This window comes from Embleya sp. NPDC008237 (assembly GCF_042956465.1).
GTDB lineage: Bacteria > Actinomycetota > Actinomycetes > Streptomycetales > Streptomycetaceae > Embleya.
Genome location: NZ_JBIBGL010000005.1, coordinates 334,603 through 360,224, shown reverse-complemented (window position 1 = coordinate 360,224; position 25,622 = coordinate 334,603). Strand labels below are relative to the sequence as shown.

Annotated in this window: 22 protein-coding genes; 12 read left to right on the top strand and 10 right to left on the bottom strand. The window is 73.0% G+C overall.

The features are described 5' to 3' along the window. Window positions 1-13 precede the first annotated feature (13 nt). Window positions 14-2,089: a HelD family protein gene (locus tag ACFZBU_RS15330; RefSeq protein WP_391584036.1), complete on the top strand. Its 2,076-nt coding sequence runs from the start codon at window positions 14-16 to the stop codon at window positions 2,087-2,089. A gap of 125 nt (window positions 2,090-2,214) precedes the next feature. Further along, window positions 2,215-2,853, top strand: coding sequence for an SGNH/GDSL hydrolase family protein (locus tag ACFZBU_RS15325; RefSeq protein ID WP_391584035.1), 639 nt, complete (start codon window positions 2,215-2,217; stop codon window positions 2,851-2,853). A 228-nt stretch (window positions 2,854-3,081) separates the two neighbouring features. Here the strand turns inward: ACFZBU_RS15325 and ACFZBU_RS15320 are convergent, their stop codons facing one another. Next, a complete protein-coding gene (locus ACFZBU_RS15320) occupies window positions 3,082-3,879 on the bottom strand; it encodes a maleylpyruvate isomerase family mycothiol-dependent enzyme (RefSeq protein WP_391584034.1) in 798 nt (265 codons plus the stop codon). Window positions 3,880-4,135: 256 nt separating this feature from the next. On the opposite strand from ACFZBU_RS15320, the gene ACFZBU_RS15315 reads away from it, so the two are divergent. Both ACFZBU_RS15315 and ACFZBU_RS15310 read left to right on the top strand, forming a co-directional pair. Continuing rightward, complete coding sequence (locus tag ACFZBU_RS15315; RefSeq protein ID WP_391584033.1) at window positions 4,136-4,408, top strand: type B 50S ribosomal protein L31; 273 nt, start codon at window positions 4,136-4,138, stop codon at window positions 4,406-4,408. Between the two features lie 191 nt (window positions 4,409-4,599). Continuing rightward, window positions 4,600-5,445, top strand: a complete 846-nt coding sequence (locus ACFZBU_RS15310; RefSeq protein WP_391584032.1) for an SAM-dependent methyltransferase — start codon at window positions 4,600-4,602, stop codon at window positions 5,443-5,445. 31 nt (window positions 5,446-5,476) lie between these two features. Here ACFZBU_RS15310 and ACFZBU_RS15305 read toward each other — a convergent pair whose 3' ends face one another. Continuing rightward, window positions 5,477-6,373: a Gfo/Idh/MocA family protein gene (locus ACFZBU_RS15305; RefSeq protein WP_391584031.1), complete on the bottom strand. Its 897-nt coding sequence runs from the start codon at window positions 6,371-6,373 to the stop codon at window positions 5,477-5,479. 315 nt (window positions 6,374-6,688) lie between these two features. Between ACFZBU_RS15305 and ACFZBU_RS15300 the strand changes: the two genes are divergently transcribed. Continuing rightward, complete coding sequence (locus ACFZBU_RS15300) at window positions 6,689-7,801, top strand: LLM class flavin-dependent oxidoreductase (RefSeq protein ID WP_391584030.1); 1,113 nt, start codon at window positions 6,689-6,691, stop codon at window positions 7,799-7,801. A gap of 99 nt (window positions 7,802-7,900) precedes the next feature. Beyond that, entirely contained in the window at window positions 7,901-8,695 is a 795-nt protein-coding gene (locus tag ACFZBU_RS15295) for an SDR family NAD(P)-dependent oxidoreductase (RefSeq protein WP_391584029.1), read from the top strand. A gap of 143 nt (window positions 8,696-8,838) precedes the next feature. On the opposite strand, the gene ACFZBU_RS15290 is transcribed toward ACFZBU_RS15295, so the two are convergent. From ACFZBU_RS15290 to ACFZBU_RS15275, 4 genes are all read right to left on the bottom strand, one after another. Then, on the bottom strand, window positions 8,839-10,368 hold the full coding sequence (locus ACFZBU_RS15290; protein ID WP_391584028.1) for an MFS transporter: 1,530 nt from the start codon (window positions 10,366-10,368) through the stop codon (window positions 8,839-8,841). A 177-nt stretch (window positions 10,369-10,545) separates the two neighbouring features. Further along, the gene (locus tag ACFZBU_RS15285) at window positions 10,546-11,238 is read right to left on the bottom strand and encodes a TetR/AcrR family transcriptional regulator (protein WP_391584027.1); all 693 of its coding nucleotides are present in this window, start codon (window positions 11,236-11,238) and stop codon (window positions 10,546-10,548) included. A gap of 198 nt (window positions 11,239-11,436) precedes the next feature. Further along, the gene (locus ACFZBU_RS15280) at window positions 11,437-12,426 is read right to left on the bottom strand and encodes an aldo/keto reductase (protein ID WP_391584349.1); all 990 of its coding nucleotides are present in this window, start codon (window positions 12,424-12,426) and stop codon (window positions 11,437-11,439) included. Window positions 12,427-12,879: 453 nt separating this feature from the next. Further along, complete coding sequence (locus tag ACFZBU_RS15275; protein WP_391584026.1) at window positions 12,880-14,325, bottom strand: PLP-dependent aminotransferase family protein; 1,446 nt, start codon at window positions 14,323-14,325, stop codon at window positions 12,880-12,882. Window positions 14,326-14,444: 119 nt separating this feature from the next. Here ACFZBU_RS15275 and ACFZBU_RS15270 point away from each other — a divergent pair, with 119 nt between their 5' ends. The 3 genes from ACFZBU_RS15270 to ACFZBU_RS15260 all read left to right on the top strand — a co-directional run bounded on the left by ACFZBU_RS15270 (window position 14,445) and on the right by ACFZBU_RS15260 (window position 17,747). Further along, window positions 14,445-15,311, top strand: a complete 867-nt coding sequence (locus tag ACFZBU_RS15270; protein WP_391584025.1) for a hypothetical protein — start codon at window positions 14,445-14,447, stop codon at window positions 15,309-15,311. 586 nt (window positions 15,312-15,897) lie between these two features. Beyond that, the gene (locus tag ACFZBU_RS15265; RefSeq protein WP_391584024.1) at window positions 15,898-17,166 is read left to right on the top strand and encodes a hypothetical protein; all 1,269 of its coding nucleotides are present in this window, start codon (window positions 15,898-15,900) and stop codon (window positions 17,164-17,166) included. Between the two features lie 86 nt (window positions 17,167-17,252). Further along, complete coding sequence (locus ACFZBU_RS15260) at window positions 17,253-17,747, top strand: DUF1203 domain-containing protein (RefSeq protein ID WP_391584023.1); 495 nt, start codon at window positions 17,253-17,255, stop codon at window positions 17,745-17,747. A gap of 138 nt (window positions 17,748-17,885) precedes the next feature. Here ACFZBU_RS15260 and ACFZBU_RS15255 read toward each other — a convergent pair whose 3' ends face one another. Further along, on the bottom strand, window positions 17,886-18,476 hold the full coding sequence (locus ACFZBU_RS15255; RefSeq protein ID WP_391584022.1) for a TetR/AcrR family transcriptional regulator: 591 nt from the start codon (window positions 18,474-18,476) through the stop codon (window positions 17,886-17,888). A 361-nt stretch (window positions 18,477-18,837) separates the two neighbouring features. On the opposite strand from ACFZBU_RS15255, the gene ACFZBU_RS15250 reads away from it, so the two are divergent. Further along, window positions 18,838-20,220 carry an MFS transporter gene (locus tag ACFZBU_RS15250; protein WP_391584348.1) on the top strand — a complete coding sequence of 461 codons (1,383 nt, stop codon included), beginning with the start codon at window positions 18,838-18,840 and terminating at the stop codon, window positions 20,218-20,220. Window positions 20,221-20,287: 67 nt separating this feature from the next. Here ACFZBU_RS15250 and ACFZBU_RS15245 read toward each other — a convergent pair whose 3' ends face one another. Both ACFZBU_RS15245 and ACFZBU_RS15240 read right to left on the bottom strand, forming a co-directional pair. After that, the gene (locus ACFZBU_RS15245) at window positions 20,288-21,514 is read right to left on the bottom strand and encodes a hypothetical protein (protein WP_391584021.1); all 1,227 of its coding nucleotides are present in this window, start codon (window positions 21,512-21,514) and stop codon (window positions 20,288-20,290) included. Continuing rightward, on the bottom strand, window positions 21,514-22,344 hold the full coding sequence (locus tag ACFZBU_RS15240) for a polysaccharide deacetylase family protein (protein WP_391584020.1): 831 nt from the start codon (window positions 22,342-22,344) through the stop codon (window positions 21,514-21,516). Before ACFZBU_RS15240 ends, ACFZBU_RS15245 begins: the two co-directional genes overlap by 1 nt. A 238-nt stretch (window positions 22,345-22,582) precedes the next feature. Between ACFZBU_RS15240 and ACFZBU_RS15235 the strand changes: the two genes are divergently transcribed. Further along, window positions 22,583-22,894, top strand: coding sequence for a hypothetical protein (locus tag ACFZBU_RS15235; protein ID WP_391584019.1), 312 nt, complete (start codon window positions 22,583-22,585; stop codon window positions 22,892-22,894). Window positions 22,895-22,916: 22 nt separating this feature from the next. Here ACFZBU_RS15235 and ACFZBU_RS15230 read toward each other — a convergent pair whose 3' ends face one another. After that, window positions 22,917-23,873, bottom strand: coding sequence for a hypothetical protein (locus tag ACFZBU_RS15230; RefSeq protein WP_391584018.1), 957 nt, complete (start codon window positions 23,871-23,873; stop codon window positions 22,917-22,919). 210 nt (window positions 23,874-24,083) lie between these two features. Between ACFZBU_RS15230 and ACFZBU_RS15225 the strand changes: the two genes are divergently transcribed. Then, window positions 24,084-25,550, top strand: coding sequence for a hypothetical protein (locus ACFZBU_RS15225; RefSeq protein WP_391584017.1), 1,467 nt, complete (start codon window positions 24,084-24,086; stop codon window positions 25,548-25,550). The last annotated feature ends 72 nt before the right edge of the window (window positions 25,551-25,622 follow it).

The following is a 25,622-nucleotide window of genomic DNA, read 5'->3' as shown; positions in this document are numbered from 1 at the left end:
TTATCCTTCCGGTATGACGCCACTCGATGCCGAACTCGGCCGGGAGCGCGCCTACCACGAGGTCTGCCGCGAGGCGATGGCCGCGATGGTCGCGGGCTCCGCCGAACACGTGCGCACCGGCGCCGACGTCTCCGCCTCCGGCGCGGACGCCGAAGCGCTCGGCTACACGCTGCGCAGTCGCGCCCGCGAGATGCACGAACTCCCGGACACACCACTGTTCTTCGGCCGCCTGGACTTTGCCGGTACGGCGGCGGCCGGCGAGCACCGGGGCGGCTGCTACCACATCGGTCGGCGTCGGATCGGCACCGATCCGGCCGTGCCGCCGCTCGTGGTCGACTGGCGCGCACCGATCTCCCGCGCCTTCTACCGCGCCAGTACCCGCGACCCACAGGGCGTCGCGATCCGCCGCCGGTTCGGCTGGGCACCGTGGAGCACCGGCGCCGCCGAGGACCTCACCGGCCTGGAGGACGAGCACCTCGCCGCCCACCCCGCGCCGGACGCGGCCGACGCCGGCGGCCCCGGGACGATCCTGGCCGGCGAACTCGGCCGGCCCCGGGTCGGCCCGATGCGCGACATCGTCGCCACCATCCAGCCCGAACAGGACGACCTGGTCCGCCGCGACCCGACCGCCTCGATCTGCGTACAGGGCGCCCCGGGCACCGGCAAGACCGCCGTCGGCCTGCACCGCGCGGCCTACCTCCTCTACACCCACCCGCACCGCATCCAACGCGCCGGTCTGCTGATCGTCGGCCCCAACCGGACCTTCCTGCATTACATCTCCGAGGTGCTGCCCGCCCTCGGCGAGACCGGCATCCGGCAGGCCACCATCGACGACGAGGTCGGCCGGCACCCGATCCGGGCCCGGGACGAACCCGCGGCCGAGGCGGTCAAGCACGATGCCCGGATGGCGACCGTGCTGCGCCGCGCGCTCTACTCCCGGATCACCGCCCCGACGGAACCCGTCGCCGTACCCGACGGCTCCTACCGGCGCCGGATCGCCCTGGACGAACTGACCCGGATCGTCGACGGGGTCTACGCCGAGGACACCCCCTACCAGGTCGGCCGAGAACGGATCCGAGCCCGCGCGGTGGCCCTGCTGCAACGCCAGGCCGAGCGCAACTCCGGCCCGCCGACCGGTGATTGGCTGCGCCGGATGGGCCGCTCGAAGGCCGTCGGCGGCTTCGTCGAGCACTGTTGGCCCACGGCCCGGCCCGAGCAGGTCCTCGCCGAACTGCTCACCGACCCGGACGCGCTCGCCGCCGCGGCCGACGGCATTCTCACCGCCGACGAACAGCGGGCGATCCGGTGGATCCGGCCGCCGCGCTCGTGGCGGAGCGCCCGCTGGACGGCCGCCGACCTGGTCCTGCTCGACGAGGTCTGCGGCCTGATCGAACGGCCGCCGACCTACGGCCACATGGTGGTCGACGAGGCCCAGGACCTGTCCCCGATGCAGTGCCGCGCGCTGGGTCGGCGGATCGGCTCCGGCTCGGTGACCGTGCTCGGCGACCTGGCCCAGGGCACCACACCGTGGTCCGCGCGCACCTGGTCCGAGCTGCTCGCCCACCTGGGCCGACCCGACGCCGAGGTGGCGCCGCTGACCGTCGGCTTCCGGGTGCCCGCGGTGATCGTCGCACTGGCGAACCGGCTGCTCGCCGGCCTGGACGTGGACGTACCCGAGGCCCGCTCGTTGCGCGCGGACGGTGAGCTGACCATTCGCGAGGTGGCCGACCCGATCGCCGCGACGGTTGCCGCGGTGCGCGCCGCGCTGGGCCGACCGGGCTCGATCGGGGTGATCGCCGACGATGCGGGTACGCAGGCGCTGCGCGCCGCGCTGGCCGACGCCGACATCGCCACCACGACGGCGGACGCGCCGGACCCCACCGGCGCGGTACGGGTGACCGTGCTGCCCGCGACGCTGGCCAAGGGCCTGGAGTACGACCACGTGGTGGTGGTCGAGCCGGCCGCGATCGTGGCCGCCGAGGCCCGCGGGGCGAGCCGTCTGTACGTGGTGCTGACCAGGGCGGTCTCCCGGTTGGACATCCTGCACCACCGGCCGCTGCCGGCGCTGCTGCGCGAGGCGTCGCAATGACGGACGGCGCCCGGCCCGGCACCACCCGTTCGCGGTAGCCGAGCCGGCGCCGGGCGCGCGGCGAACCTACCGTGTGGACAGGACCGCTGCCCGGACACGGCCGGTGGATCGACCCGGGAGGCACGATGACGGGCGCGAGACACGAGGTTCCGGTGATGATCGCCGGCGACTCGATCGGTCACGTCGGCAGCGGCGATCGCACCTGGCGCTACCGACTGTGGCGGCACCTGCGCGCCCACGACGTACGACTCGACCTGGTCGGGTCCAAGGATCCGCTCGGCGACATCGAGGCCGAGGTGGCCGAGCACCGGCCCGACTACCTGCTGATCCTGCTCGGGGTCGACGACCTGCGACCGACGGTGGATCCGACCCGGTTCGAGACGGACCTGCGCGCGTTCATCACCGACGCCCGCCGGGGCAACCCGCGCCTGCGGATCGTGCTCGGCCACGTGTTGCCCACCCATCAGGCGGGCCCGGACCCGGAGTTCGCCGCCCGCGCGGCGAGTTTCAACGCCCGCATCGATGCCATCGCGGCCGAACTGAACACCGACGAGTCGCCGATCGTGGTGGCCACCACCGATGCCGAATTCGTCGCGGCCGAGCACACCGGGGACGGCCTGCACCCGAACCAGGCCGGCGAGTACCGGATCGCGGCGGCCTTCGCGGACGTCCTCGCCGACCGCTTCCATCTCGGCGTGCACTACCCGCGCCCCTTCCCGAGAGTCTCGGCCACCTCCACGGACACGGCCCCGCCGACGGATTGACGACCGCCCCGACTCCGTCGCTTCGTGACGCCGCGGAGCCCGACGCGGGATCGAAGACAGACCCTGGGCCGTGTCCGGTGGATCTTGGTGGATGAGGTCGCGTCGTCCGGTGCCGTGGCTCGGCGTGCCGGAGAAGCAGCCGCATAGTGGTTCCATTCGGCTGTTTCTCGGGTGCGGCGAGACGCGGTGGCAGGCGGCGCGGCCCCACCAAGATCCGCCGGACACGGGCTAGACGGCCGGGACCAGGGCGAGGTAGCGGTCGACGGTGTCGGGGTCGCCGGTGACGGTGAGTCGGTCGGCCGGGATGCGGCCCCACAGGAAGAGGGCCAAGTCCGATGCCGTACCGGCCAGTTCGACGTCACTTGGTTCGTCGGCCGGGCCGACCCGGACCTCGTCGCCGACGAAGCGCACGGCCCAGTCGCCGGGACCGTCGGTCCGCCGGAACCGCAGGTGCTCGCCGGATCCGGGTGGTGCCTGCCGCCGGTCGCGCCGGGCCGGGACCATCACCTCGAAGTGCTGGGTGATCGCGTCCGCCGCGAGTTCGGCATCGATCGGGATCGCCGTGCCGAGCGTGTGCTCGGCATCCCAGCGGTGCACCGCGGCCTCGACGGTTTGCATACGCAGCCAGAAGCCGACGCTCTGCTCGGCGGACCAGGTCCAGACCGGTCTCGCCGGCGGGGTGCGCTCGAACGCTTCGGCCAACTCGCTTGCCCCTGCGGCGAACCAGTCGACCAGACCGGCCGGCAACGGGCCCGGGGTGGGGGTGGCGCCGCCCGGGTCCGGCCAGCCGGTGCGATCCTCGGGCAGCACGTAGATGGAGATGTCGGTGACGGGCGGCGGCTCGGCGAGTCCGGCCACGACGACCCGGGTCACGAAACGGTGCACGCCGCCGAGGTGCACGACCAGGTCGGACATCGTCCACTCCGGGCAGGACGGCACGACGGGCGCCTCGGCGGCGTCCAGGGTCCGCCGCGCGGCGGTCTCGAACGCACGAACCTCGCGGCGGAAATGGCTGATGTGGTCCATCCCTCGATTATTGGACCCCGCCCGGGGCCGGGCGAGCACAGCGGCCGATTCGGTGCCCGCGGCCCCGGTCCGCGGCCCCGATCCGCGCACCCGGTGGGCGAAGGTCCGGCCCGCGCGGCGTCGGCGGCGGTGGCGGGTACACCTTTCGGCTCACCGCTCTCGCGGGGCGTCGGATTGTTCGCGAGGCTGACGGAAGAACCCGGGTGCGTCGTGCGTTGGGCCCGATGGCACACCGGAAAGCGACAAGGGAGCAACGATGAAGCAGGACAAGCACCCCGCGTACGGCCCGGTCGTCTTCCGGGACCGGTCCGCGGGATACGCCTTCCTCACCAAGTCGACCGCCGTCAGCGAACAGACCATCGAATGGGACGACGGGAACACCTATCCGGTGATCGACGTCGAGATCTCCTCGGAGAGCCATCCGTTCTACACCGGCAATGCCCGTCCGGTGGACCCCGAGGGCGAGATCGCCAAGTTCGAGCGCCGCTACGGCGATCGGGGCGGTGACGGTCGGGCCGATTCGAGCTGAGTCGGGCCGCCGTCGCCCGAGTACGGCCGCGTCCGGGACGGACGTCCGCCCGTGGCACGGGAGTTCGCGCGCCGCCGCGCGGACGGAAACACTGCGGTTGATCCTTGCCCCGGGCAACAAAACCGGGTCGGGCACCAATAGGCTTACCACCAACGGGAACCGATGATCACTCAACCCACGGTTGGAGCCTCATGGCAGACGACTCGCAAACGGCGGGCAACGCTCCGGTCGAGCCGGACGACGACTGGCGACCGGTCGGCATCGACATCTCCATGCCCAGCATCGCCCGGGTCTACGATGCCGTGCTCGGCGGCAAGGACAACTATCCGGTGGACCGCGCGATAGCCGAGGCCTCGCTGGCGATCGTCCCGGAGATCGGCGATGTCGGCCGGTACAACCGGGCGATCCTCGGGCGCGGTGTTCGGTACATGGCCGAGCAGGGCATCCGGCAGTTCCTCGACCTGGGCTCCGGCCTGCCCACCGTGCAGAACACCCACCAGGTGGCCCAGGCCCACTCGCCCGAGGCCCGCGTGGTCTACGTGGACAAGGACCCGATCGTGCTCGCGCACGGCCGGGCGCTGCTCGCGGAGAACGACCGGACCACGGTGGTCACCGCCGACCTGCGCGAGCCGGCCGAGATCCTGGCCCACCCGGACGTGCGCGCGTTGATCGACTTCGACCAGCCGATCGGTCTGATGCTGGTGGGCGTCGTGCACCACCTCAACGACGACGAGGGCCCGGAACAGATCGTCGAGGCCTACAAGAAGGCGCTGCCGCCCGGCAGTTTCCTCTTCCTCACCCACTTCTGCGCGTCCAGCCCGGACGCGGTCGCGCTGGAGAAGGCGCTGCTCACCGACCTGGGTTCGGGGCGCTTCCGTACCATCGAGGAGATCTCGGCATACTTCGAAGGTCTCGAACCGGTCGAGCCGGGCGTGGTGTTCCTGCCGCAGTGGCGGCCGGAGGAGCCGGTCGAGGAGCCGCTGACCGTCGGCCAGAAGCTGATGGCCGGTGGCATCGCCCGGAAGCCGACGGCCTGAGCCGGCACATGTGATCGTCGCGGCGCGCGGTTCAGCGTGCCGCGGCGAGTTGTTGTTCGGCGCGGGCGATGACCTCCTGGAGGTACAGCCCGCGGTGAACGTCGCACACGTGCTCGCCCCCGTCGCGCACCAGGCTCGCGAACTCCGCGCGCAGCACCGCGAACGCGGCCCCGTCGATCGCGGTGGACAGGTTCAGCTCGGTGGCCCCGGCCGACCCGTACATCTCCACGTCGTAGCGGTGGCCGGCCACGGCGGTGCAGCACAGCACCAGTTGGGACACCGCGCCGCCGGCGTGCACCAGTTGCACCGCCGTCCAGCCGGCACCCGGTGAATCGGCCCGCATGTCCACGATGTCGCCCAGCGCGACGCTCATCAGGTCGAACGCGTGCGGCCCCACGTCGAGAATCGCCCCGCGGGTCTGCCGCCACGGCGACGCCGCGAACGGACCGTCGAGGAACGCGTCGGTGACGCAGGCCAGTCGGCCGCCGCGCCAGGGCGTCTCGGCACTCGCCAGGTGGGCCAGGAAGTCCCGTACCCGCGGCGCATATCGTGCGCTCAACGCCACCATCGAACCGACACCGGCCGCGCCGATCACGTCGGCCAGCCGACGGGCGGTGTCCAGGTCACCCGCGATCGGTTTCTCCAGCAGCACCGTCTTGCCCGCCCGGGCCGCCCGCTCGGCCAGCGCGGGTTGCGCCTCGGGGGCGATCGCGAAGACCACCGCCTCGCACCGGTCGAGCAACTCGTCGAACTCCGCACACGCCCGGGCCCCGTAGGACTCCGCGAGTTCCCGGGCCGCCTCCGGGCGTCGTGCCCACACCGCGGTGAGCCGGGTCTCCGGCCCGGTCGCGAAGACCGGTGCATGCACCTGACTCGCCCATGGACCGGCCCCGACCAGACCCACCGCGACCCGCTCGTCCATCGTCATTCTCGCCTCCGCCACCCGTACCGCCGACCCCGCCGAGCGAGCGTACCGGCGAGCCGAGCCCACCCGGCCACGCCACGCATGCGCGCGGCCCGGGCGGGGGTCCGTCGGGCCCGTCCGGGGCCGGCCGCGCCCGACCGGGAGCCGACCGCGCGTGCGACCGGGGGCCGCCGCGCCCGACTCGCACGACCCGGTTTCCCGGCCCGGTTCGCACGACTCGGTCCGCACGACTCGGTCCGCACGGCCCGGCTTGCGATCCGTCCGTGGGCGGAGCACGGCCCTGGAGAGCTTGCGAGGACGCTGCTAGCTTCCGGCCGCATGAGGTTCTCCATGTCGCTGCCCGTGCTTCGGGATCCGGGCAACGCGCAGCCGTACCACCGGACGTTCGCGCTCGCCCGGATCGCCGAGGAGGCGGGATTCGACACCGTCACCGTCGGCCACCACCACTTCATGCCGGGCAACATGAGCGATCCGCTCACCCTGCTCGCCGCCGTCGCCGCGCGCACCGAGACGTTGCGGGTGGGGACCGGCATCTTCCAGCTCCCGGTGCACCATCCGGTGCGGGTCGCCGAACAGGTCGCCACGATCGACGAGATCTCCGGCGGCCGGGTCACCCTCGGTGTCGGGCTGGGCTGGTGGCCGCTGGAGTACACCGCGCACGGATCCGACTTCCGTACCCGGGGCGCGCGGATGGAGGAGGCGCTGGAGATCCTGCGACTGCTCTGGACCCGGGAGAACGTCGGCTATCGGGGCCGCTTCCACACCTTCCCCGAACTGACCGTGCATCCGCGCCCGGTCCAGGAGAACATCCCGCTGTGGGTGGCGGGCGTCGCCGACGCCGCCGTCGAGCGCGCCGCGCGGCTGGGCGACGCGTGGTTGTGCGGCCCGGTGCAGTCGTTGGCCCGGGCCCGGTCCTGCCTGGCGGTCTACCGGGCGGCCTGCGCGACGCACGCCAAACGTCCGGACTGGGTGCTGCGCCGCTACGCGTGGCTGGGCAAGGACCGGCGCACGGTGGCCGAGGACGTGCTGCCCGGGTACGTCGGCGGCCTGCTGGAGCACTGGCGCGAGTCGGCCGAGGACGCCGGCGAGCGGGACCTGTTCCGCCGCCTGGACGCGGGCGAGCACGTACCCGCCGAGGAGATCGCGCACGATCGCCTGCTGTGGGGCGGCCCCGAGGACGTGATCGCCCAGATCACCCGCTACCGGGACCTCACCGGCAGCGACCATGTGCACGCCGCCTTCGGCGCGGGTCTTCCTGCGGGCGCGAGCCCGGTGTCCACGCGCGGCTCCTTCGACGAACTGGCCTCGATGATCCGGCTGTTCGGGGCCGAGGTGATCCCGGCGTTCGACCGACCGGGGCGGTCGGCGACGGCACCCGGTCCACGGCACGCCGGGTCCGGGAAGGAGGCGCGAGGCGATCGGGACGAATGAAACCGCTCGTGCGGATCGGCCCGTCGCGGGCCGGAATCGGGTCGTCCGGATGATCTACTGGACGCCCGCAGAGTGTTGGTCGGACGAAGGGTTCGCAGCGTGCTGATCGATCTCGCCGGGAAGTCCGCCCTGGTCACCGGGTCGACCCAGGGAATCGGGGCGGCGATCGCGATGGGCTTGGCCCGGGCCGGAGCCCGGGTCGCGGTGAACGGGCGCACCCCGGACTCCGTCGACGCCGCGATCGAGCGCATGCGCGGCGAGCTGCCGGAGGCGCAACTCCTCGCGGCTCCCGGCGACATCGCCGCCGACGAGGGCGCCGCGCGGGTGTGGGCGGCGGTGCCGCAGGTGGACATCCTGGTGAACAATCTCGGGATCTTCGGGACCCGGCCCGCGCTGGAGATCGACGACGCCGAGTGGCGGCGGTACTTCGAGGTGAACGTGCTCACCGCGGTGCGGATGATCCGCGCCTATCTGCCCGGGATGCGCGAGCGCGGCTGGGGGCGGATCCAGAACATCGCGAGCGATTCGGCGGTGGTCACCCCGGCCGAGATGATCCAGTACGGGATGTCCAAGACAGCGCTGCTCGCGGTCTCGCGCGGCTTCGCCAAGGAGGTGGCGGGCAGTGGGGTGACGGTCAACTCGGTGATCGCCGGGCCGACCCACACCGGCGGGGTCGAGGACTTCGTCTACGAATTGGTGGACCCCTCGCTGCCGTGGGCGCAGGCGCAGCGCGAGTTCATGCGGCTGCACCGACCGCAATCGCTGATCCAGCGGTTGATCGAACCCGAGGAGATCGCCCACATGGTGGTGTACCTCAGCTCGACCTTCGCCTCCGCCACGACGGGCGGCGCATTGCGAGTGGACGGCGGCTACGTGGACGCGATCCTGCCCTGACCCGGCGTCGCCCCCGCCGGTGACGGCTCCGCGCCGGCGAGGGGGTGTGCCCGAGTGCGGGTACGGCGCAGGCCCCACCGCCGGTGGCGATGGGGCCTGCGTTCGGAGTACCGCCGACCTGCGCGGCGGTCAGTGCGTGGCGATCAGTGCACGAGCACCGGGATCGGCACCTCGTCCGCGTCCGTGTCCGCGTCCTTGTCGTTCGCGGCGACCACCGTGCTGTCGCCGTGCCCGACGGTGATGAACGTGAACGCGATCGTCGAGGCCAGGGCCAGGATGCCGACCGCCCACCAGATCGCGGTGGCGTAGCCGTGCACCACGGCCTGCATCTTCAGCTGCTCCAGCCCGCCCGAACCGGCCGCGTGCGAGCCCACGTAGGCGGTGGTCGCGCTGGCCGCGATGGTGTTCAGCAGTGCGGTCCCGATCGCGCCGCCGACCTGCTGGGAGGTGTTGACCATCGCCGAGGCGACGCCCGCGTCCCGCGGCTGGACGCCGTAGGTGGCCAGGCTCATCGCCGGCATGAACGCGGTGCCCATGCCCAGGCCGAGCAGGATCTGCGCGGGCAGGATCAGCCCGACGTAGGAGCTGCCGACCTCGATTTGGGTGAGCAGCAGCATGCCGACACCGGCGGTCAGGAAGCCCGGGCCCATCAGCAACCGGGCCGGGACCCGGGTCATCAGCCGGGCGCCGATCTGGGTCGAGCCCGTGATCATGCCCGCGATCATCGGCAGGAACGCCAGGCCGGTCATCACCGGCGAGAAGTCCTTGACGATCTGGAGGTAGTAGGTGAGGAACAGGAACATGCCGAACATCGCGATGATGGCCAGGCCCAGCGAGAGGTAGATGCCGGCCCGGTTGCGCTCGGCGATCACTCGCAGCGGCAGCAGCGGGGCCTTGACCCGGCTCTCCACGACAACGAACGACGCGAGCAGGACGACGGCGGCCAGGAACAGACCCAGCGTGCTGCCCGCGGTCCAACCGTGGCTCTCGGCGCGGGTGAACGCGTAGACCAGCGTGCCCAGGCCGATCGAGGACAGCAGCACGCCGGGGATGTCCAGCGGCGAGCGGTTGCGGGATCCGACCGGCTCGCTGATGACCAGGACGGCACCGGCCGCGGCGACCGCGGCGAACGGGATGTTGACGAAGAAGGTCCAGCGCCAGTTCATGTACTCGGTGAGCACGCCGCCCAGGATCAGGCCGACCGCGCCACCACCACCGGCGATCGCACCGAAGATGCCGAAGGCCTTGGCGCGTTCCTTGGCGTCGGTGAACATCACCGCGAGCAGGGACAGCGCGGAGGGGGCGAGCAGGGCGCCGAAGATGCCCTGGAGGGCGCGGGCGCCGAGCAGCATGCCGGTGCTTGCGGCTATGCCGCCGAGTGCGGAGGCGGCGGCGAAGCCGACCAGGCCGACGATGAACGTCCGGCGTCGACCCCACAGGTCGGCGATTCGGCCGCCGAAGAGCAGCAACCCGCCGAAGGCCAGGGCGTACGCGGTGATCACCCATTGCCGGTTGCCGTCCGAGATGCCCAGGTCGGTCTGGGCGGACGGCAGCGCGATGTTCACGATGGTGCCGTCGAGGACGACCATCAGCTGGGCGATGGCGATGAAGACGAGCGCTTTCCAGCGCCTGGGATCGGGCAGGGCGGTCTTGGGCGGGGCTGTTGCAGACATGGGGGTACTCACTTTGCGGGTGCGTCGCGACGGGGGCGTCGCGGGATGGACGGTGCGCCCTCGCCCGCGCGGAAGTGGCGAGGCGACGGTGAAGTGTTCGTGGTCGTTACGCGGACTGTCGGTACGCGGTCACGCACGCACGCGGTGCCGCGGGAGATCTGAAGTCGGTGGGGCGCGTCAGCGCCCGTGAGGCTGCCCCTCGGGCTCGTCGGCCAGGTGTTCCAGGTCTCGCATCGCCACGGCGGAGCCGGACAGCGCGGTGGGTTCGGGCGTGCACAGACCGTCGAGCAGCACGTCGAGGTGACGGTGCACGAACCGGTCGTTCACCATGCAGCTGCCCATCCCGGGCAATGGTCGGGTGAGCTGGGTGATCGCCATCAGCAGATCACCCGAGCCGATGTCCGTGCGCAGCCGGCCCTCGGTGCGAGAGCGCTCCATCAGCGTCTCGACCAGGTGCTCCAGCCGCGTGCGGGCGGTGATCAACTCGGGGTGTTCCTTGTCCACGGTCGCGGACACGAGCGGGCACAGGGCCCCGATCCGTTCCTTCACCGCACCGTGGGCGAAGCGCCGCAGGGCCGCGAAGGCCTCCGACTCCTCGGCCAGGGCCAGCTCGCCCTGTTCGGTGATCCGCTCCAGGACGGAGAGGATCACCCGGTGGGCGAGCTCGCCGCGGTCGGCGAAGTGACGGTACAGGGTCGCGTTGCCGACGCCGGCGCGGCGGGCGACCTCGTCGAACGCCACCTCGGAGCCGTGCTCGACGAACATCTCGCGTGCCGCGGCGATGATCCGCTCGCGGTTGCGCCGGGCATCCGCACGAAGTCGCGGACCGCGGTCCTCGGCAACGTCGGTGACGGTGGCGATGCCGCCCATGATCCGGCTCCTTCCTGTCGGCACCCGATCGATAACCGGGGAGCGATTCCCCGATTGTGATTCGCTCGGTTAAACGGACAGGAAGTCCCCGGATATTTCGATCGACCATGTGACCTGAGTCACATCACCTCCGAGGGGCTCTCCGGGCGGTGTTCCGGCGCTCTCCAGGAGCCTCTCGGTGGTCTGCCGGCAGGCCTTCTACCAGGCAAAAGACTCCGGAGCCGGTCCCGGGCCGGGGAAGATCCGGTCGAGTTCGGCGAGTGTTTCCGGGCTCAGTTCGACGCTCAGCGCGCGCAGTGCCGAGTCCAATTGGTCTCGTGTGCGCGGTCCCACGATCGGCCCGGTCACTCCGGGACGGGTGAGCAGCCAGGCGAGGGCGACCTCGCCGGGCGGCGTGCCGAGTTCGGCGCACAGGTCCTCGTACGCCTGGATCTGCTCGCGCCGCTCGGCCACCTCGCTCGCGGCCCGGTCGCCGGCCGAGCGGTGCCGGCCGCCCGCGCGCTCCTTCTCCAGCACGCCGCCCAGCACGCCGCCGTGCAGCGGGGACCACGGGATGACCCCGAGGCCGTACGCCTGCGCGGCCGGCAGCACCTCGGCCTCGGCGGCCCGCTGGGCCAGGTTGTACAGGCACTGCTCGCTGACCAGGCCCAGCGAGGATCGGCGGGCGGCCGCCTCCTGAGCCCGGGCGATGTGCCAGCCGGCGAAGTTCGACGAGCCGACGTAGAGCACCTTGCCCTGCGCGACCAGCAGGTCCATCGCCTGCCAGATCTCCTCCCACGGCACCCGGCGGTCGATGTGGTGCATCTGGTAGACGTCGATGTGGTCGGTACCCAGGCGACGCAGGCTGTCCTCGCAGGCCCGACGGATGTGCCGGGCGCCGAGCCCGCCGGAATTGGGCCAGTCGCCCCAACTGCCGTAGACCTTCGTGGCCAGCACGACCCGTTCGCGGCGATCGCCTCGGCCCAGCCAGCGGCCGACCAGTTCCTCGGTGGCGCCCCGGGCTCCGGCGCCGGTCAGCTGGGAGCGCCCGTACACGTCGGCGGTGTCGAAGAAGTTGACCCCGGCATCGAGCGCGGCGTCCATGATCTCGCCGCTGTCGCGTTCGTCGGTGGCGGGGCCGAAGTTCATCGTGCCGAGCACCAGGCGGGCGACGGTCAGGCCGGTGCGGCCCAGCTGGGTGTACGGCATCTCGGGAGCGGTGGCGGAGGAGGAAGAGGTCATGTCCTTGTCGCTGCCCGGTCCGACCCGCCGGGAACCCAGGGGAGGGGAGGGGCTCGCCGGATGCTCGGAGTCGGGCGGGGCGGCTGCGGTCGCCGCTCGACGCGGTCTCCGGGGCCGGCGTGGGCCGGTGCGGGCCGGTTTTGCGGTTTGGCGCCGTGCGGTGTGGCGGGGATCCGGCGCGTGTGGGTCGGCTTGACGGCTCGGTCCGGACCGGGGTGCGAGGATACCGGCGGGGTTGGCGATGCGGTGTGGTGTCCGGGCCCGGGGCGGGTGGGTCGGGTTCGCGGCTCGGTCCGGGGTCGGGTGCGGGAAACGGGCGGGTCGGCGGTGCGGTGTGGGGTCCGGCGGGTGGGGGCCGGGTTGGCCGCCCGATGTGGCGTCCGGGGTCCGGCGGGTGTCGGGCGGGGTCCGGTGGGTGCGTCAGCGGCTTGCTGCCAGGCGGCGGGTGTGTTCCTCCCAGGCGGCGGTCAGGCGGTCGACGGCGGTTTCGAGCGTGGCCGGCGACTCGGCGAAGGACAGGCGTACGCCGCGGCGATGCCGGCCGTCCACACACGCGGCGGCCCCCGGGACGACCAGTACGCCGTAGCGCGCGGCCAGGTGCACGAACGTGGTGCTGTCCCCGACCGGCAGGTCGGCCCACACCGACAGGCCCGCCTGCGGCGACTCCACCCGCCAAGCCGGCAACTGCCGGGCCAGCAGTTCCAACAGCAGGTCGCGCCGCTCGGTCAGGGCCCGGCGCAGGCCGACCTGCCAGTGCGTGTCGGCGGCCCGCAACAGCCGGGTGGCGAGCACCTGCGCGGGCACGCTCGCCGCCGGCGCGCCGACCGCGGAGGCCTGCGCCAGGTATCCGCGCAGCGAACCGGGCGCCCGCAGCCACCCCACCCGCAGGCCCGCCCAGAACATCCTGGACAACGACCCGATCGCGATCACCGCGTCGTCGTCGGCGGCGGCCGGCGGCACGGGCCGGGTGCCATCGCGGGTCTGCTCCCGGCCGGGGCCCAGGCCCAGCCCGGTCTGGGCGAGGTCCTCGACGAGCACCGCGTTCCGCGCGCGCCGCACCGCGAGCAGGTTGTCCCGGCGGAGCCGGCCCAGCGGCGCACCGGTCGGATCGTGGGCGGCCGTGGCGGCCAGGATCACCGGCGCGTGCAGGCGGGCGGCGGCCCGGTCGACGGCGGCCACGTCCAGGCCGAGCGGGTCCACGCCGACCCCGATCGGCCGGCCCCCGGCTGCCGTCACGGCGGCCGCCAGGCCCGGTGGGCCCGGGCAGCCGGTGAGTACCGCCCGTCCCGGCGACACGAGCGCCGCGAACACCAGGGACAGCGCGTGCCGGCCGCCCGCGGTGACGATCACCTGGTCGGGCGTGGTCGGCAGCCCCACGTACGCGGTGAGATGCTCGGCCAGTGCCGTGCGCAGTTCGGGCAGGCCGTTCGGGTGCAGGCCGTGATCATCGCTGCCGGACAGTGCGAACGAGCCGTCCACGGGCGGCAGATGTCCCGTTCCGGCGGGCACCGACAGGGACAGGTCGAGCACGTCGGCGTCGGCGACCAGGCGCCGCCGGACCGGGGCCGCGACCGGTGTGGGCGGGTGCGTCCACCCCGGTCGCGGGCGGACGAACGTGCCCGCGCCCTGCCGCCGCTCCACCAGGCCGGCCTCGGCGAGGCTCTCGTAGCCGCGCACCACGGTGCCGCGACCGACCCGCAAGGCGTCGGCCAGCGGACGTTCGGCGGGCAACCGGGCGCCCGGGTCGGCCAGTCCGCGCTCGATCGCCTCGGCCAGCGCCTCGGTGATCCGTCGGTGCCGTGGCCCGGGACGCGTCTGCCAATCGTCCAGGGCGATCCGTACCCACCAGCCCAGATCCTGGTCCATTCGCACAGATTGGCACTGTCTCGGCGGTGGGACAACGGGCAACCTGGTCGGCGGGCGGGCCCGGACGATCGGTTGCCGGTTCCGCCCGCGCACCCGTTCCCTGCCGAAAGGTGTCCGCCGTGTCATCCGCTCCCGCTCCCACCCTGGCCAGACGGTTCTGGGAGACGATCGAACCCGTCCACGCCGTCGCGTACTTCGCGCCCGAGCCGATCGAGGCGGCCCGTGCACTCGGGCTGATCGGTTGGTGGATGGGCTACTTCGCCGGCCGCCTCGCCCCGCTCGGCGCGGTGCGCGCACCCGAGGCGAACGCGCTGTGCTTCGCCTTCGCGCCGAGTCGGGTGGCCCGCGCGCTGCCCGACGCGTGGGCGTACAGCACGCCGGAAAAGGTGCTGGACACCCGGCTCGGCGCGGTCGAGGCGGCGCTCACCCGCACGCTGCCGGCCGTCGGCGAACGCCGGCTGACCCGCCTGGCCGACCTGCTGGAACGCGCCGTCGAGGGCTGCGGATACGAGGGGCGCGCCCTGGCCGCCGGGTGGGCCGGCGTGCCGCGTCCGGACGGCGTGGTCGGGCGACTGTGGCTGGCGAGTACGGTCCTGCGCGAGCATCGCGGCGACGGCCACGTGATCGCGGTCGCGCATGCCGGCCTGACCGGGCTGGAGGCGGGCCTGACCCACGCCGCCACCGGCAACGTGCCGCGCGAGCTGCTCCAAAGCACCCGAGGTTGGACCGACGCGCAATGGGAACAGGCCCGCCGCCGACTGGTCGCCAAGGGCCTGCTGGACCGCGACTCCCGACTCACCAAGAGCGGCGGGGCGCTGCGCCGGGAGGTCGAGCACGCCACCGACCGACTCGCCGCCGACCCGGTCACCCGGCTCGGCGAGGACGGCGTCGAGGAGGCCATTCGGCTGGCCGCACCGCTGAGCCGACACCTGGTGGACAGCGGCCTGATCCCGGTACCCAACCCGATCGGAGCGCCCCGCCCCTGACCCGGTGGACCTCGTTCGCCCACTGGGGGCCGTGCCGACCATGGGCGTCGAGCGAGCCGGCGCGATCACCACGTCGAACATCGACCGGCGACCACCGCCCGGGCCGGCTCGACGCGCTCGACGCGCTCGACCCGGCATCCGGCGAGCGCGGTGGCGCGCGTGCCCGGCGGCGCCCGCGCGCGGGAGCGACCCGTCGAGCGACGCCGGCCCGGCGGGGGAGGCGTCCCGGTTCGCGGTCACCGTGTTGTCGACCGAGGGTGGTGCGGCCGGACTGGAACGGTTCCGGAGCCGGGCGCGTCCGTAGTGGGCGGGAGTCGGTCTCGACCCCCGACCGCTGCCCGGCCCGCCGACCCGAGTTCGTTCGTGGTCGGGCGCGGCGGTCCATCGGTCGCGAGAGAGCATGTGCCGGCCGCGACCCGGGGGGTCTGCCGGGACAGGGGGCGGCCGGCCACGACACAGGGGGACGATTCGTATCGCCATCGCCGAGCCCGGGCGGACTGCCCAGGAGAGCACCGCGCGAGATGGGGCCGGGGACGCGACCGGCGGAACCGGGGCTTCGAAGGTCGATGCAGGTGACGCAGGTGGGGTGAACGCGGGCGAGGCCGGTGGCCGCGAGGTGGGCGTCCTCGGGCCGGCGGCCGGCCGGGTCGGGACTCGCCGGGTGGGCGCCCGTGACGTGGTGGATTCCGACGGGGGGAGCGGCGGCCCCGGGGCCTTCGGCGGCAGCGGCGACGCGCCCGGGGACGGCGACGGCGGGGTCGGCGAGCCTGCGGCTCCCGACGGGCCGCCCGAGGTGCCCTCGACGCGGCGCCGGGGGCGGCTGCGGCGCCGGTGGCGGTCGTGGAGTCGGTGGAAACGGGTCACCGTGATCCTGCTGCTCCTGGTGAGCCTGCCGCTGGTGCCGATCGGTGCGGCTGCGCTCGCGCTGCGGTTGGAGTACGCGGGCGATCCCTCGGATCAGGCCCGCAGTCGCGGCCGGGACGCGATCTGGCTGGGCCACGCGTGGGTGGACGGGCGCAAGGGCCAGGCCGAACTGGCGGTGCTGGCGCAGCGGTTGCGCGGGACCGGCATCCACGACCTGTACGTGCACGCGGGTCCGCTGGAGCACGACGGCACGCTGCCGGCCACGGCCCACCCCGGGGCGCGGCAACTGGTCGAGGCGGTGCACCGCGAACTGCCCGGCGTACGGGTGCAGGCCTGGCTCGGCGACATCGTCTCGCACGGCGGCCCCGGGCTGAACCTGGACCGCCCCCGGGTACGCGAGGCGATCACCGCGTCGGCCGCGCAGGTCCTGGACGCCGGCTTCGAGGGCGTGCACTTCGACCTGGAGCCGGTGTGGTCCGGCGACGAGGACTTCCTGACCCTGCTCACCGCCACCCACGAACTGACCCGGGCGCGCGGCGTCCCGCTCTCGGTCGCCGCCGCCCAGATCGACCCGCTGCCGTCCCTGCACAACATCTCCAAGGCAGTGCGCGACCACCCCAAGTGGTGGTCGCAGCGCTACTTCGGCCAGGTCGCGCGACGGGTCGAGCAGATCGCGGTGATGTCCTACGACACCGCGATGCCGCTGGAATCGCTGTACGGCGGCTACGTCGCGCAGCAGACCGCACTCGCCCTGGAGGCGACACCGGCCCGGGTGGACGTGCTGATGGGCCTGCCCGCCTACTACGCGAACTCGTGGGGCCACCACGGTTCGGCCGAGACGGTCGCGGCGGCGGTGCGCGGCGTGCGCCTCGGCCTGACCCGAACCGACCTGCACCGGCCGGGTTTCGGCGTCGCGCTGTACGTCGACTTCGCCGCGACCGACACGGACTGGGCGTCCTACCGCCGCGATTGGTGCCGGCCGGACCGCTGATCCGGACCCGGCCCACCGCTCCCGGCACCGAACGCGGCGTCCGAATGCCGCCGGCACCCCGTCCCGGCGCCGCCCAGGCTGGTGCCATGACCACCACCACCAACGTGCGTACCTTCGTCGTCCGAGCGATCCCCGCCGAGTTCCTCGCCACGGTCCGCGCCGCCGGCACGGACGTCTCGGGTCACCCGATCGAGTTCCACACGGCCGGCGGCGGCGAACCCCTGCGCTGCTGCCTGCGCGACGCCGAACCGGGCGAGGTCCTGATCCTCTTCGGCTACGAACCCCCGCTCCCGGCAAGTCCGTACCGCGAGATCGGCGCGGTCTTCGCGCACGCCGAAGCCTGCCCCGGCCCGACCACCGACGCCTACCCGCCGCACTGGCGCGACCGCCCCCAGGTCTTCCGCGCCTACGACGCCCGGGGCCGGATCCACCCCACGTCCCGCGTCCACGACACCGACGACCCCGAAGGCGCCCTGGCCGAAATCCTCGCCGACCCGGAGGTCACCCGGGTCCACAGCCGCAATATCACCTACGGCTGCTACATGTTCACCATCACCCGTCCCGCCCCCGACAACGCCTGATCCCCGGCCCCGTCCACCGAGTCGCCATCTCCCCGAACAGCCCGAAGGCGCAAACGAGTTCGGGCGAATCTCCGGAAACGGCCGGGTCCGCTCCAGGACCCGGCCGTTCGGCATTCGCCCGCCCGGTCACGCCGCGGATCATCGGTCGTCGGTCGGGGATGCGCCGATGCCGTCGAGGACGTAGCGCAGACCCGTGGTGAAGGTGGCGTCCCAGTCGTTTTGGAGCATGTAGTCGTTGGCGCTGAGGGTGGGGTAGCGGTCGCTCAGGTCGTTCAGGCGTAGCTGGGCGGCCTCGCGGTCCGCGGCCGAGAGGGTGAAGCCGGCTCGGGCCACGGTTGCGCCCATGAGGTGGTTGTAGAGCGCCCAGGTGGCGGAGTTGAGGCGGTGGCCGGTGAAGCCCGCCCGGACCAGGGTGGCCTGGAGGAACTCCATCCGGGCGAGCAGGTTCGGGCCCAGGGTCGGTCGCTGGAGCAGCGCGGCGGACCACGGGTGGCGCAGCATGATCGCCCGCCAGTCCAGGAGCAGGGTGACGATGTCGGCCCGCCACGCGTCGGGGTCCGGGGAGGCGGCCGGTACCGGTGTCTCGGCGAAGATCGCGTCGAGCGCGAGGTCGACCACGTCGATCTTGGTGTCGACGTGCCAGTAGAGGGTGGTGACGCCCGAACCCAGCCGTTCGGCCAGCCGCCGCATGGTCAGCCCGTCGATGCCCTCGGCATCCAGGAGGGCCACCGCCTCGCCGACGATGCGAGCGCGTGTCAGTGGGGGTTCCTCGCGCGCGGCCCGGGATTCGCGCAGCCAGACGCTTTGCGCGCCCCCCGCGGCTTGGCCCTTGGCGTTGCCCTGCTTGCCCTTGATGGCCCGACCTCCTTGCTCTTTCCGTGACGGCGAGCCTAGTATCCCGGCCTGTCGAACGTTGTACCGGTACCGGTACGTTGTTCCAGAGGGATGTGGGTGAGCCGTGCATCAGCGCGAGTACGAGCAGGAACGCGAACAGGAACACCGGGGCGAGCGGGACCTCGCCGAAGAGGCGGTCGAGCGTCGGCACGAGCAGCGGTGGTGGGCGTTGGCGGTGATCACCCTCGCCCAGTTGATGATCGTTCTGGACGGCACGATCGTGAATGTCGCGCTGCCCTCGATGCAACAGGATCTGCACCTGTCGGACGCCGATCGGCAATGGGCGGTCATTGCCTATGTGCTGGCGTTCGGCGGGTTACTGCTGCTCGGCGGCCGGATCAGTGGGCTGCTCGGGCACCGGCGGACGTTTCGGATCGGCCTGATCGGGTTCGCCGCCGCCTCCGCGCTGGGCGGCGCGGCGGACGGCGCGGGCACCCTGTTCGGTGCCCGCGCGCTGCAAGGGGTGTTCGCGGCGGCGATGGCGCCGGCCGCCATGTCGCTGCTGACCCTGACCTTCACCGACCCGCGTGATCGCGGGAAGGCGTTCGGGGTGTTCGGCGCGATGGGCGCCGCCGGTTCGGGGGTCGGGCTGCTCGCGGGCGGGCTGCTCACCGAGTACCTGGACTGGCGGTGGTGCCTGTGGGTCAACGTGCCCATCACCGGACTCGCCCTGCTGGGCCTGCCGTTCGTCTACCGCGACCGCCCCTCGGTCACCGGTCCCGGTCGGCTGGACCTGCCGGGTGCGCTGCTGAGCGTGGCCGGCCTCGTGGCTCTGGTCTACGGCTTCAATCGCACCGAACCGCACGGCTGGGACGACCCGTTGGTGCTCGCCCTGCTGCCGGGCGGGGTGCTGTTGCTCGGCGTGTTCGTACTGGTGGAGACCAGGGTGAGCCATCCGCTGTTGCCGATGCGGGTGGTCCTGGACCGGGTCCGCGGCGGTGCCTACCTCACCAGCGCGTTGATGCTGGCGGCGCTGTTCGGCTGCTTCCTGTTCCTGAGCTACTACGCGCAGACCGTGCTGGGCTATTCGCCGGTGCGGGCCGGGCTGACCATCATGGTGCTGGTCGCGGGCTCGTTGGTGGGCTCGATCGCGATCGCGGGCAGACTGCCGGCCCGGGTGTCGCCCAGGATGCTGATGGTTCCCGGACTGCTCGCCATGGCCGCCGGGTTGCTGCTGCTGTCCCGGTTGACGGCGGACAGCACGCACGTGCTGGTGCTGTACCTGGTGCCCGCACAGATCCTGATCGGCCTGGGCCTGGGCGTCGTGCTCACCATCGCGACCGGCCTGGCCACGGCGGGGGTGGGTGCGGCCGACGCCGGGACCGCCGCGGCGACGTTCAACGCCGGACAACAGGTGGGCGGCGCGCTCGGCACCGCGCTGTTCAACACCGTCGCCACCAGCGTCACCGCGACCTGGCTTCGCACCCACGAGGGTGGCCGGGACGCGGTCACCGCGGGCACCGTGCACGGGTTCGGTACGGCCCTGCTGGTGGCCACCGGCATCATGCTCGGCGCCGCGGTGGTCGCGGCGGTGCTGATCGCCCCGCGCCCCGCGCGCGACGCGCAGCCGTCGTCCTGAGCGGGCGGCGGGGGCACCCTGCCTCGACGAGGCACGTGCCCCCGCCACCCGACCCGAGGGGCTGCGGTCAGCGGAAGACGCCGGTGTGGCCGAGTGAGTAGCGGCCCGGCTGCGGATACACGCACAGCCCGTGCGGCCCGACGCCGACCGGGATGCGGGCGAGCAGGTGTCCGTCGGTGGTGTCGATCGCGTACACCTCGGCGTTGTAGCGACCGCTGAGCCACAACACCTTGCCGTCGGCGGAGACGCCGCCCATGTCCGGGCTGCCGCCGCCGGGCAGGTGCCACTTGGCGGTCAGCGCGCCGGTGGCGAAGTCGAGCACGGAAATCGAGCCCTCGCCGCGGTTGGAGATGTACAGGCTCTTGGAGTCGCGGCTCGGGTACAGGCCGTGCGCGCCCTTGCCGGTGCGCAGCTTGGTCGGCTTGCCGAACGTGTCGCCGTCGAGCACCCAGACGCCGTCGGACATCATGTCGGCGATGTACCAGGTACGGCCGTCCGGGGAGATCTTGACGTCCTGCGGCATCGAGCCGGACTGCGGGATCTTCTGCTTGGCCAGCACCTTCATCTCGGCGGTGTCCACCTTGAGCAGTTCACCGGAGAACTCGCAGGAGACGATGAAGTACTTGCCGTCGGGGGAGAAGTCCGCGTGGTTGACGCCCGCGCACTCGCTGGGCACGGACTTGACCACGTCCATCGTGTGGGCGTCGCGGAAGACCAACTGGCGGTCCATCGAGGCCATCACGACCGCGTACTTGCCGTCCGGCGTGAAGTAGAGGTTGTACGGGTCGTCCACCGGGACCGGTGTGCCGGCCTTGCCGGTGGCCGGGTCGAGCGGGGTCAGCGTGTCGCCGAGGTCGTTGTTCACCCACAGGGTCTTCAGGTCCCAGGACGGCACCACGTGCTGCGGCTGGTGGCCGACCTTGATCGTCTCGATCACCTTGTAGGTGGTCGGGTCGATCACGCTGACCGTGTTCGAATCGGTGTTGGGTACGTACACCCGGGACGGGAAGTCCTTGACCACGTCCGAGAGCATGCCGGGGCGGTCCGCGGCGTACAGGTCCTGCGGGTCCAGCGGCGGCGGCATGCCGGGCAGGAGGTTCGCGGTCTCCGCGGCGGGCACCGCGGGCGGGACCGGCGCGGCTTCCACGGGCGCGATCGAGGACTTGACCGGGGAAGGGTTCGCCGTGCCGTCCGTGGAGGACGCGCACGCGGCGGACGCCACCAGGCAGCAGCCCGCCAGGAACAGCGCGACCGGGCCGGGACGGCGACGGGTGGGGGAGGGGTGAGTGGTCATCAGGTGACGAGCTCCGACATCGTGACCGCCCGCAGTCCGCGGGTCCGTAGGCCGTCGAGGATTGCGGGCATCGCGGCTACGGTGCCCGGGTGTCCGAAGTGCAGGCTGACCACCGAGCCCGGCCGAACCCCGTTCAGCACGGTGTGGCCGACGGCGGCGGCGCCGGGATCGGTGAAATCGAGGGAGTCCAGGTCGTAACCCAGGCAGTGCGCGTATCCGGCGCGGCGGGCCTGGGCGACGACGGTGGGCGTGCAGTCCTTGGCTTGCGAGGGCCGAAACCAGCGTCCGATCGAGCCGGTGAGGCGTTGGAGCCGATCGGCGCAGTCGGTGATCTCGGCGTAGGTGCGATCGGCGGACATCGCGGAGATGTCGCCGTGATGCATGGTGTGATTGCCCAGTTCGTGGCCGCCGGCCAGCACCCGGCGCGCCATCCGCGGCTGTTCGTCGAGCCAGGTCCCCACCGCGAGGACCGTGCCGCGAGCCCCGGCCGCCTCCAGCAGGCCCAGGAGCGAGTCGGCGATCCGCGGATCGCCCTGACCGTGGAAGGTCAGCGCCACCCGGGGTCGATCGGGTGGACCGGAGGTGACCTGGAACGGCAGATCGGCGGGCAACGGCAGCGGCTCGGGTCCGTTGCCGACGGCGCCCGAGGCGGTATGGGCGCCGGACGGAAAGGTCGGCGCCGAACCGGTGTCGACCGGCTTGGCCGTGGGTGCGGGCATGGACGCGGGCGGGGAATCCCCGCCGCACGCACTCGCGGCCGCACCGGCCGCGCCCAGCGCGGCGGCCCGGGCGAGCTGCCGAAGCACGCTACGGCGATCCAGAGGCGTCACCCTGGCGACCTTACGGGGTGTGATCGTCCGGGCGCGCAATGTGTACGTCGGAGGAGGGTACGTGTCGCGGCATCACGGTTCGGCGATGCGTCCGTACCTCTCCTCGTTCCGGATCGGGGACCACCCGGAACACCTCCTCGCGTAGCTCGACCGGCCCGTCCTCGACCGGACCGCCGCCGGTGGCTCCGCGGTCGACCGCTCCGCTCTCGACCGCCCCGCCGGGGCTGCGATCGCGGTGATGGCCAACGCGACGGACGATCGCTCGCCCGGTGACCGCGCGGCCGGGTTCGACCTCGAACTCGCCGCCCCGGCCGCGTTGGGAATGCGGCCGACCGAGCTCGACCTGCGCACGTTCTTCGACCGACCGCCGGCCGAAGTCGCCGCCGTGCTCGACCACGCCGTCGTCCCGCACATCGACTCACCCGGCCACCCCGAGACCGAACTGCTCGCCGCCGTCGCGGCCGACTACCGCGCCCGAGGCGTGCCGCACCGCACGCTGCGCGACGGACAGGTGCTCGTGATCGACGGTGCGCGGATCTCGATCCGCTGACCGCAGGCGCGGCCGACGGCACTCACCCGGCGGTCGGCGGCACCGCGTCCGCGTACGCCCGCAGGGTGACCAGCGCCTCGACGGTGAGGCCCGGACGGGCCTCGGCCCGCACGGAGGGCGACCACTCGGCCCAGCGCAGCGGCCAACCGCCGTCCTCCTGCCGGGCGTCGGCCAGGGCGCGCAGGCCCACCCGCAGCTCGGCGTCGGTGAACCACTCCCGGGCCAGGCTGTCCGGGCGCGGCGCGAAATCGTGCGGCAGGTGGTACTCGCCGGCCGCGTAGCCGGGCGCCAGCCGGGCCTGTTCGGGATGCGCCGGGTCGAGCAGCACGATCCGCTGTTCCCGGACCAGTTCGCCCAACCGCTCGGCCTGACGCCGGGCCCAGGCCCGATCCGGCAGACCGTCGAGGAAGGTCACCGCCGCCTCCACCTCGTACGGGTGGGTGGTGCCCAGTGTCTCGACGGCGGTCCGGCAGAACTGCGTCGCCCGCGGCAACCATGGATGCTCGACCCCGGCGCGCAGCAGCGGTCCGACGATCCAGCCGGTCGGGATCAAGCCCGCGACGGGCGCATCCGGGACCACCATCCACGGCGGGTGCGGGTATTCGCGCAGGCTCGTGAACGCCGGCGGCACGCCGCCCGCCTCGGTCGCCGCGCCCGCCAGCCAGTCGCACAGCCGAGCCGCCTCGGCCCCGTGCAGCGCGTCGGTCTCCACCAGGATCGGCATCGCGGTACGCAGCGTGGCCGGTTGGGCGATCGGCCCCCGCACGTCCGGCTCCAGGCCGTAGGCATAACCCCCGTCCGGGGTGCGGTACGCGTGCAGCGCATCGAGCACACCGGCCCGCTCGTCGCCGGTCGCCTCGGACCCGCCCGCACCCCGCGCGCCGAACAGGTATGCGAAACGGCGCTGTTCCAGCACCCGGCCGGACGTCCACAGGAACCGCTCGGCTTGCTCGATCATGTCCGTCGTGATCCACGTCATGCCTCGACGCTAGCCGGCCGACCACGTCCGGTCTTGAACGATTCGGACACCGGGCGCGCCCCGGGTCCGCGGCGCCGATTTCGTGGCCGGCGCGTGTCGGGACATGGGCCCGGCGATGACGGTTGGTGGAATTCGCCCGCGCAGGGGTTGGCTTGCACGCCGCCGGCCGGCCACGGTGGGCGGGTCAGGCTCGTCGATGCTCTTCGGGGGATGCTCGTGTTCGCTCGCTCCGGTACCCATGGTCTGCGCCGATCCGTGATCGCCGCCGCCGTACTCGCCGCCTCGGCCGCGCTGGCCGGCCCGGTCCCGGTCGCGCACGCCGCCGCGGCGGACCGATCGGCGGGCGCGCACGGCACGTTCGGGGTGCACCGCGACGGCCGCCCGGTGGTGGTTCCGTTCCGCGCCGCGCGCGACGGCGAGGCCCTGGTGACGCTCACGGCCGCCGCGCCGGGCCTCGACTGGGGCACCCCGGGCCGGGAGTCGGCGGTGCTGCAACTGCTCGTGGACGGACGGCCCGTCGGCGACGTGGTGGTCTTCGGGGCCACGCCCACCGAGCGCAGTTTCGCCCTCGGCGCGCTGCGCAGGGGCCGGCACGAGCTGACCCTGCGCTACGCGGCCGACCGGTCCTCGCCGGCGGGCTCGGTGGTGCGGGTCTCGCGGCTGCGCACCGAGATCGTGGACACCGGCGACCGCGAGTACGCCGCGGCCGCGAACGCGCCGGTCCTGTACGGGCGGAGCATCCCGGGCGTGCCCGGCGGAGCGACCGGCCCGTTCCAGAACGCGATCTCCGACACCCCGGTGCTGGCCTGGTACCAGGAGGCCCCGGCGGCGACCGCCGGACACCGGGTTCTCACCTACACGATCGTGTGGACCAACGAGGACGGCGGCACCTCGACGCCGGCGCTGATGGCCCGCTGGGGCCGGACCACCGACATAGAGTGGGCCTACCGTGTCGAGGTGGACGGGCGCGGCAAGGCGGTGCCGGGCACCGCCTACTTCCAGTCGCCCGACCACGGCACGAAGCTGTTCGCCGGGCGCTACGAGGACGCCCACCCGTTGCTCCAGACCTGCACGCTGAACAACAACCTGTGCGACGTCGTGGACAACCCGATGCGCTTCGCGCCGGCGGCGGTCGAGCGGCTGGTCGATCCGCAGCGGACCGCGCGTGAGGAGATGGTGGACCGCCACCCGTGGGTGTACCCGGTGATGACGGCCGAGGTACGGCGCGAGGGCCGGGTCGTCGCCGATCCGCCGGCCGACACCACCACGCTGATCGCCGACCCGCAGGACTACCTGTACGCGGTGCTCCGCAAGACCACCTCGGCGCCGCCGCCGGGTGCGGCCGGCTGGAACGGTGTCGCGATCGGGGTGCGGATCAAGGGCGACCCGACGCTGTACCGCTCGGACCGCGGGCGGGTGGACTGGTCGTTGCAGCGCGACGACCCGGCGGCGACCACGGTGCGGCTCCCGCACGGCACGCGGGCGTCCGACATCGTGGAGGTGGTCGCGATTCGTACGGTGGCCGGGGTCGACCCGGGTTCCACGATCACGGTGAACGGGGTCAACCGGGCGTTTCTGCTGGGTCGGGACGACCGGCCGGGGCGGGCGGTGCCGGTCCGCCCGAAGTCGGTCACGCTGAGCGCGGCGGCGCCGGAGGCGGTGCTGTACCGCCGGTGAGCCGGTCGGCCTCGGACACCGGCCGGGCTTGGTGAGGTGTTCCCAAGCCGCGGTCGGGGATCGGGCGCCGGG

What these genes read in the sequence shown, in the direction of transcription:
- ACFZBU_RS15330 (WP_391584036.1), top strand. Translation starts at nt 14, where the DNA reads ATGACGCCACTCGATGCCGAACTCGGCCGGGAGCGCGCCTACCACGAG.
- ACFZBU_RS15325 (WP_391584035.1), top strand. Translation starts at nt 2,215, where the DNA reads ATGACGGGCGCGAGACACGAGGTTCCGGTGATGATCGCCGGCGACTCG.
- ACFZBU_RS15320 (WP_391584034.1), bottom strand. Translation starts at nt 3,879, where the DNA reads ATGGACCACATCAGCCATTTCCGCCGCGAGGTTCGTGCGTTCGAGACC.
- ACFZBU_RS15315 (WP_391584033.1), top strand. Translation starts at nt 4,136, where the DNA reads ATGAAGCAGGACAAGCACCCCGCGTACGGCCCGGTCGTCTTCCGGGAC.
- ACFZBU_RS15310 (WP_391584032.1), top strand. Translation starts at nt 4,600, where the DNA reads ATGGCAGACGACTCGCAAACGGCGGGCAACGCTCCGGTCGAGCCGGAC.
- ACFZBU_RS15305 (WP_391584031.1), bottom strand. Translation starts at nt 6,373, where the DNA reads ATGACGATGGACGAGCGGGTCGCGGTGGGTCTGGTCGGGGCCGGTCCA.
- ACFZBU_RS15300 (WP_391584030.1), top strand. Translation starts at nt 6,689, where the DNA reads ATGAGGTTCTCCATGTCGCTGCCCGTGCTTCGGGATCCGGGCAACGCG.
- ACFZBU_RS15290 (WP_391584028.1), bottom strand. Translation starts at nt 10,368, where the DNA reads ATGTCTGCAACAGCCCCGCCCAAGACCGCCCTGCCCGATCCCAGGCGC.
- ACFZBU_RS15285 (WP_391584027.1), bottom strand. Translation starts at nt 11,238, where the DNA reads ATGGGCGGCATCGCCACCGTCACCGACGTTGCCGAGGACCGCGGTCCG.
- ACFZBU_RS15280 (WP_391584349.1), bottom strand. Translation starts at nt 12,426, where the DNA reads ATGCCGTACACCCAGCTGGGCCGCACCGGCCTGACCGTCGCCCGCCTG.
- ACFZBU_RS15275 (WP_391584026.1), bottom strand. Translation starts at nt 14,325, where the DNA reads ATGGACCAGGATCTGGGCTGGTGGGTACGGATCGCCCTGGACGATTGG.
- ACFZBU_RS15260 (WP_391584023.1), top strand. Translation starts at nt 17,253, where the DNA reads ATGACCACCACCACCAACGTGCGTACCTTCGTCGTCCGAGCGATCCCC.
- ACFZBU_RS15250 (WP_391584348.1), top strand. Translation starts at nt 18,838, where the DNA reads ATGATCGTTCTGGACGGCACGATCGTGAATGTCGCGCTGCCCTCGATG.
- ACFZBU_RS15245 (WP_391584021.1), bottom strand. Translation starts at nt 21,514, where the DNA reads ATGACCACTCACCCCTCCCCCACCCGTCGCCGTCCCGGCCCGGTCGCG.
- ACFZBU_RS15235 (WP_391584019.1), top strand. Translation starts at nt 22,583, where the DNA reads ATGGCCAACGCGACGGACGATCGCTCGCCCGGTGACCGCGCGGCCGGG.
- ACFZBU_RS15230 (WP_391584018.1), bottom strand. Translation starts at nt 23,873, where the DNA reads ATGACGTGGATCACGACGGACATGATCGAGCAAGCCGAGCGGTTCCTG.
- ACFZBU_RS15225 (WP_391584017.1), top strand. Translation starts at nt 24,084, where the DNA reads ATGCTCGTGTTCGCTCGCTCCGGTACCCATGGTCTGCGCCGATCCGTG.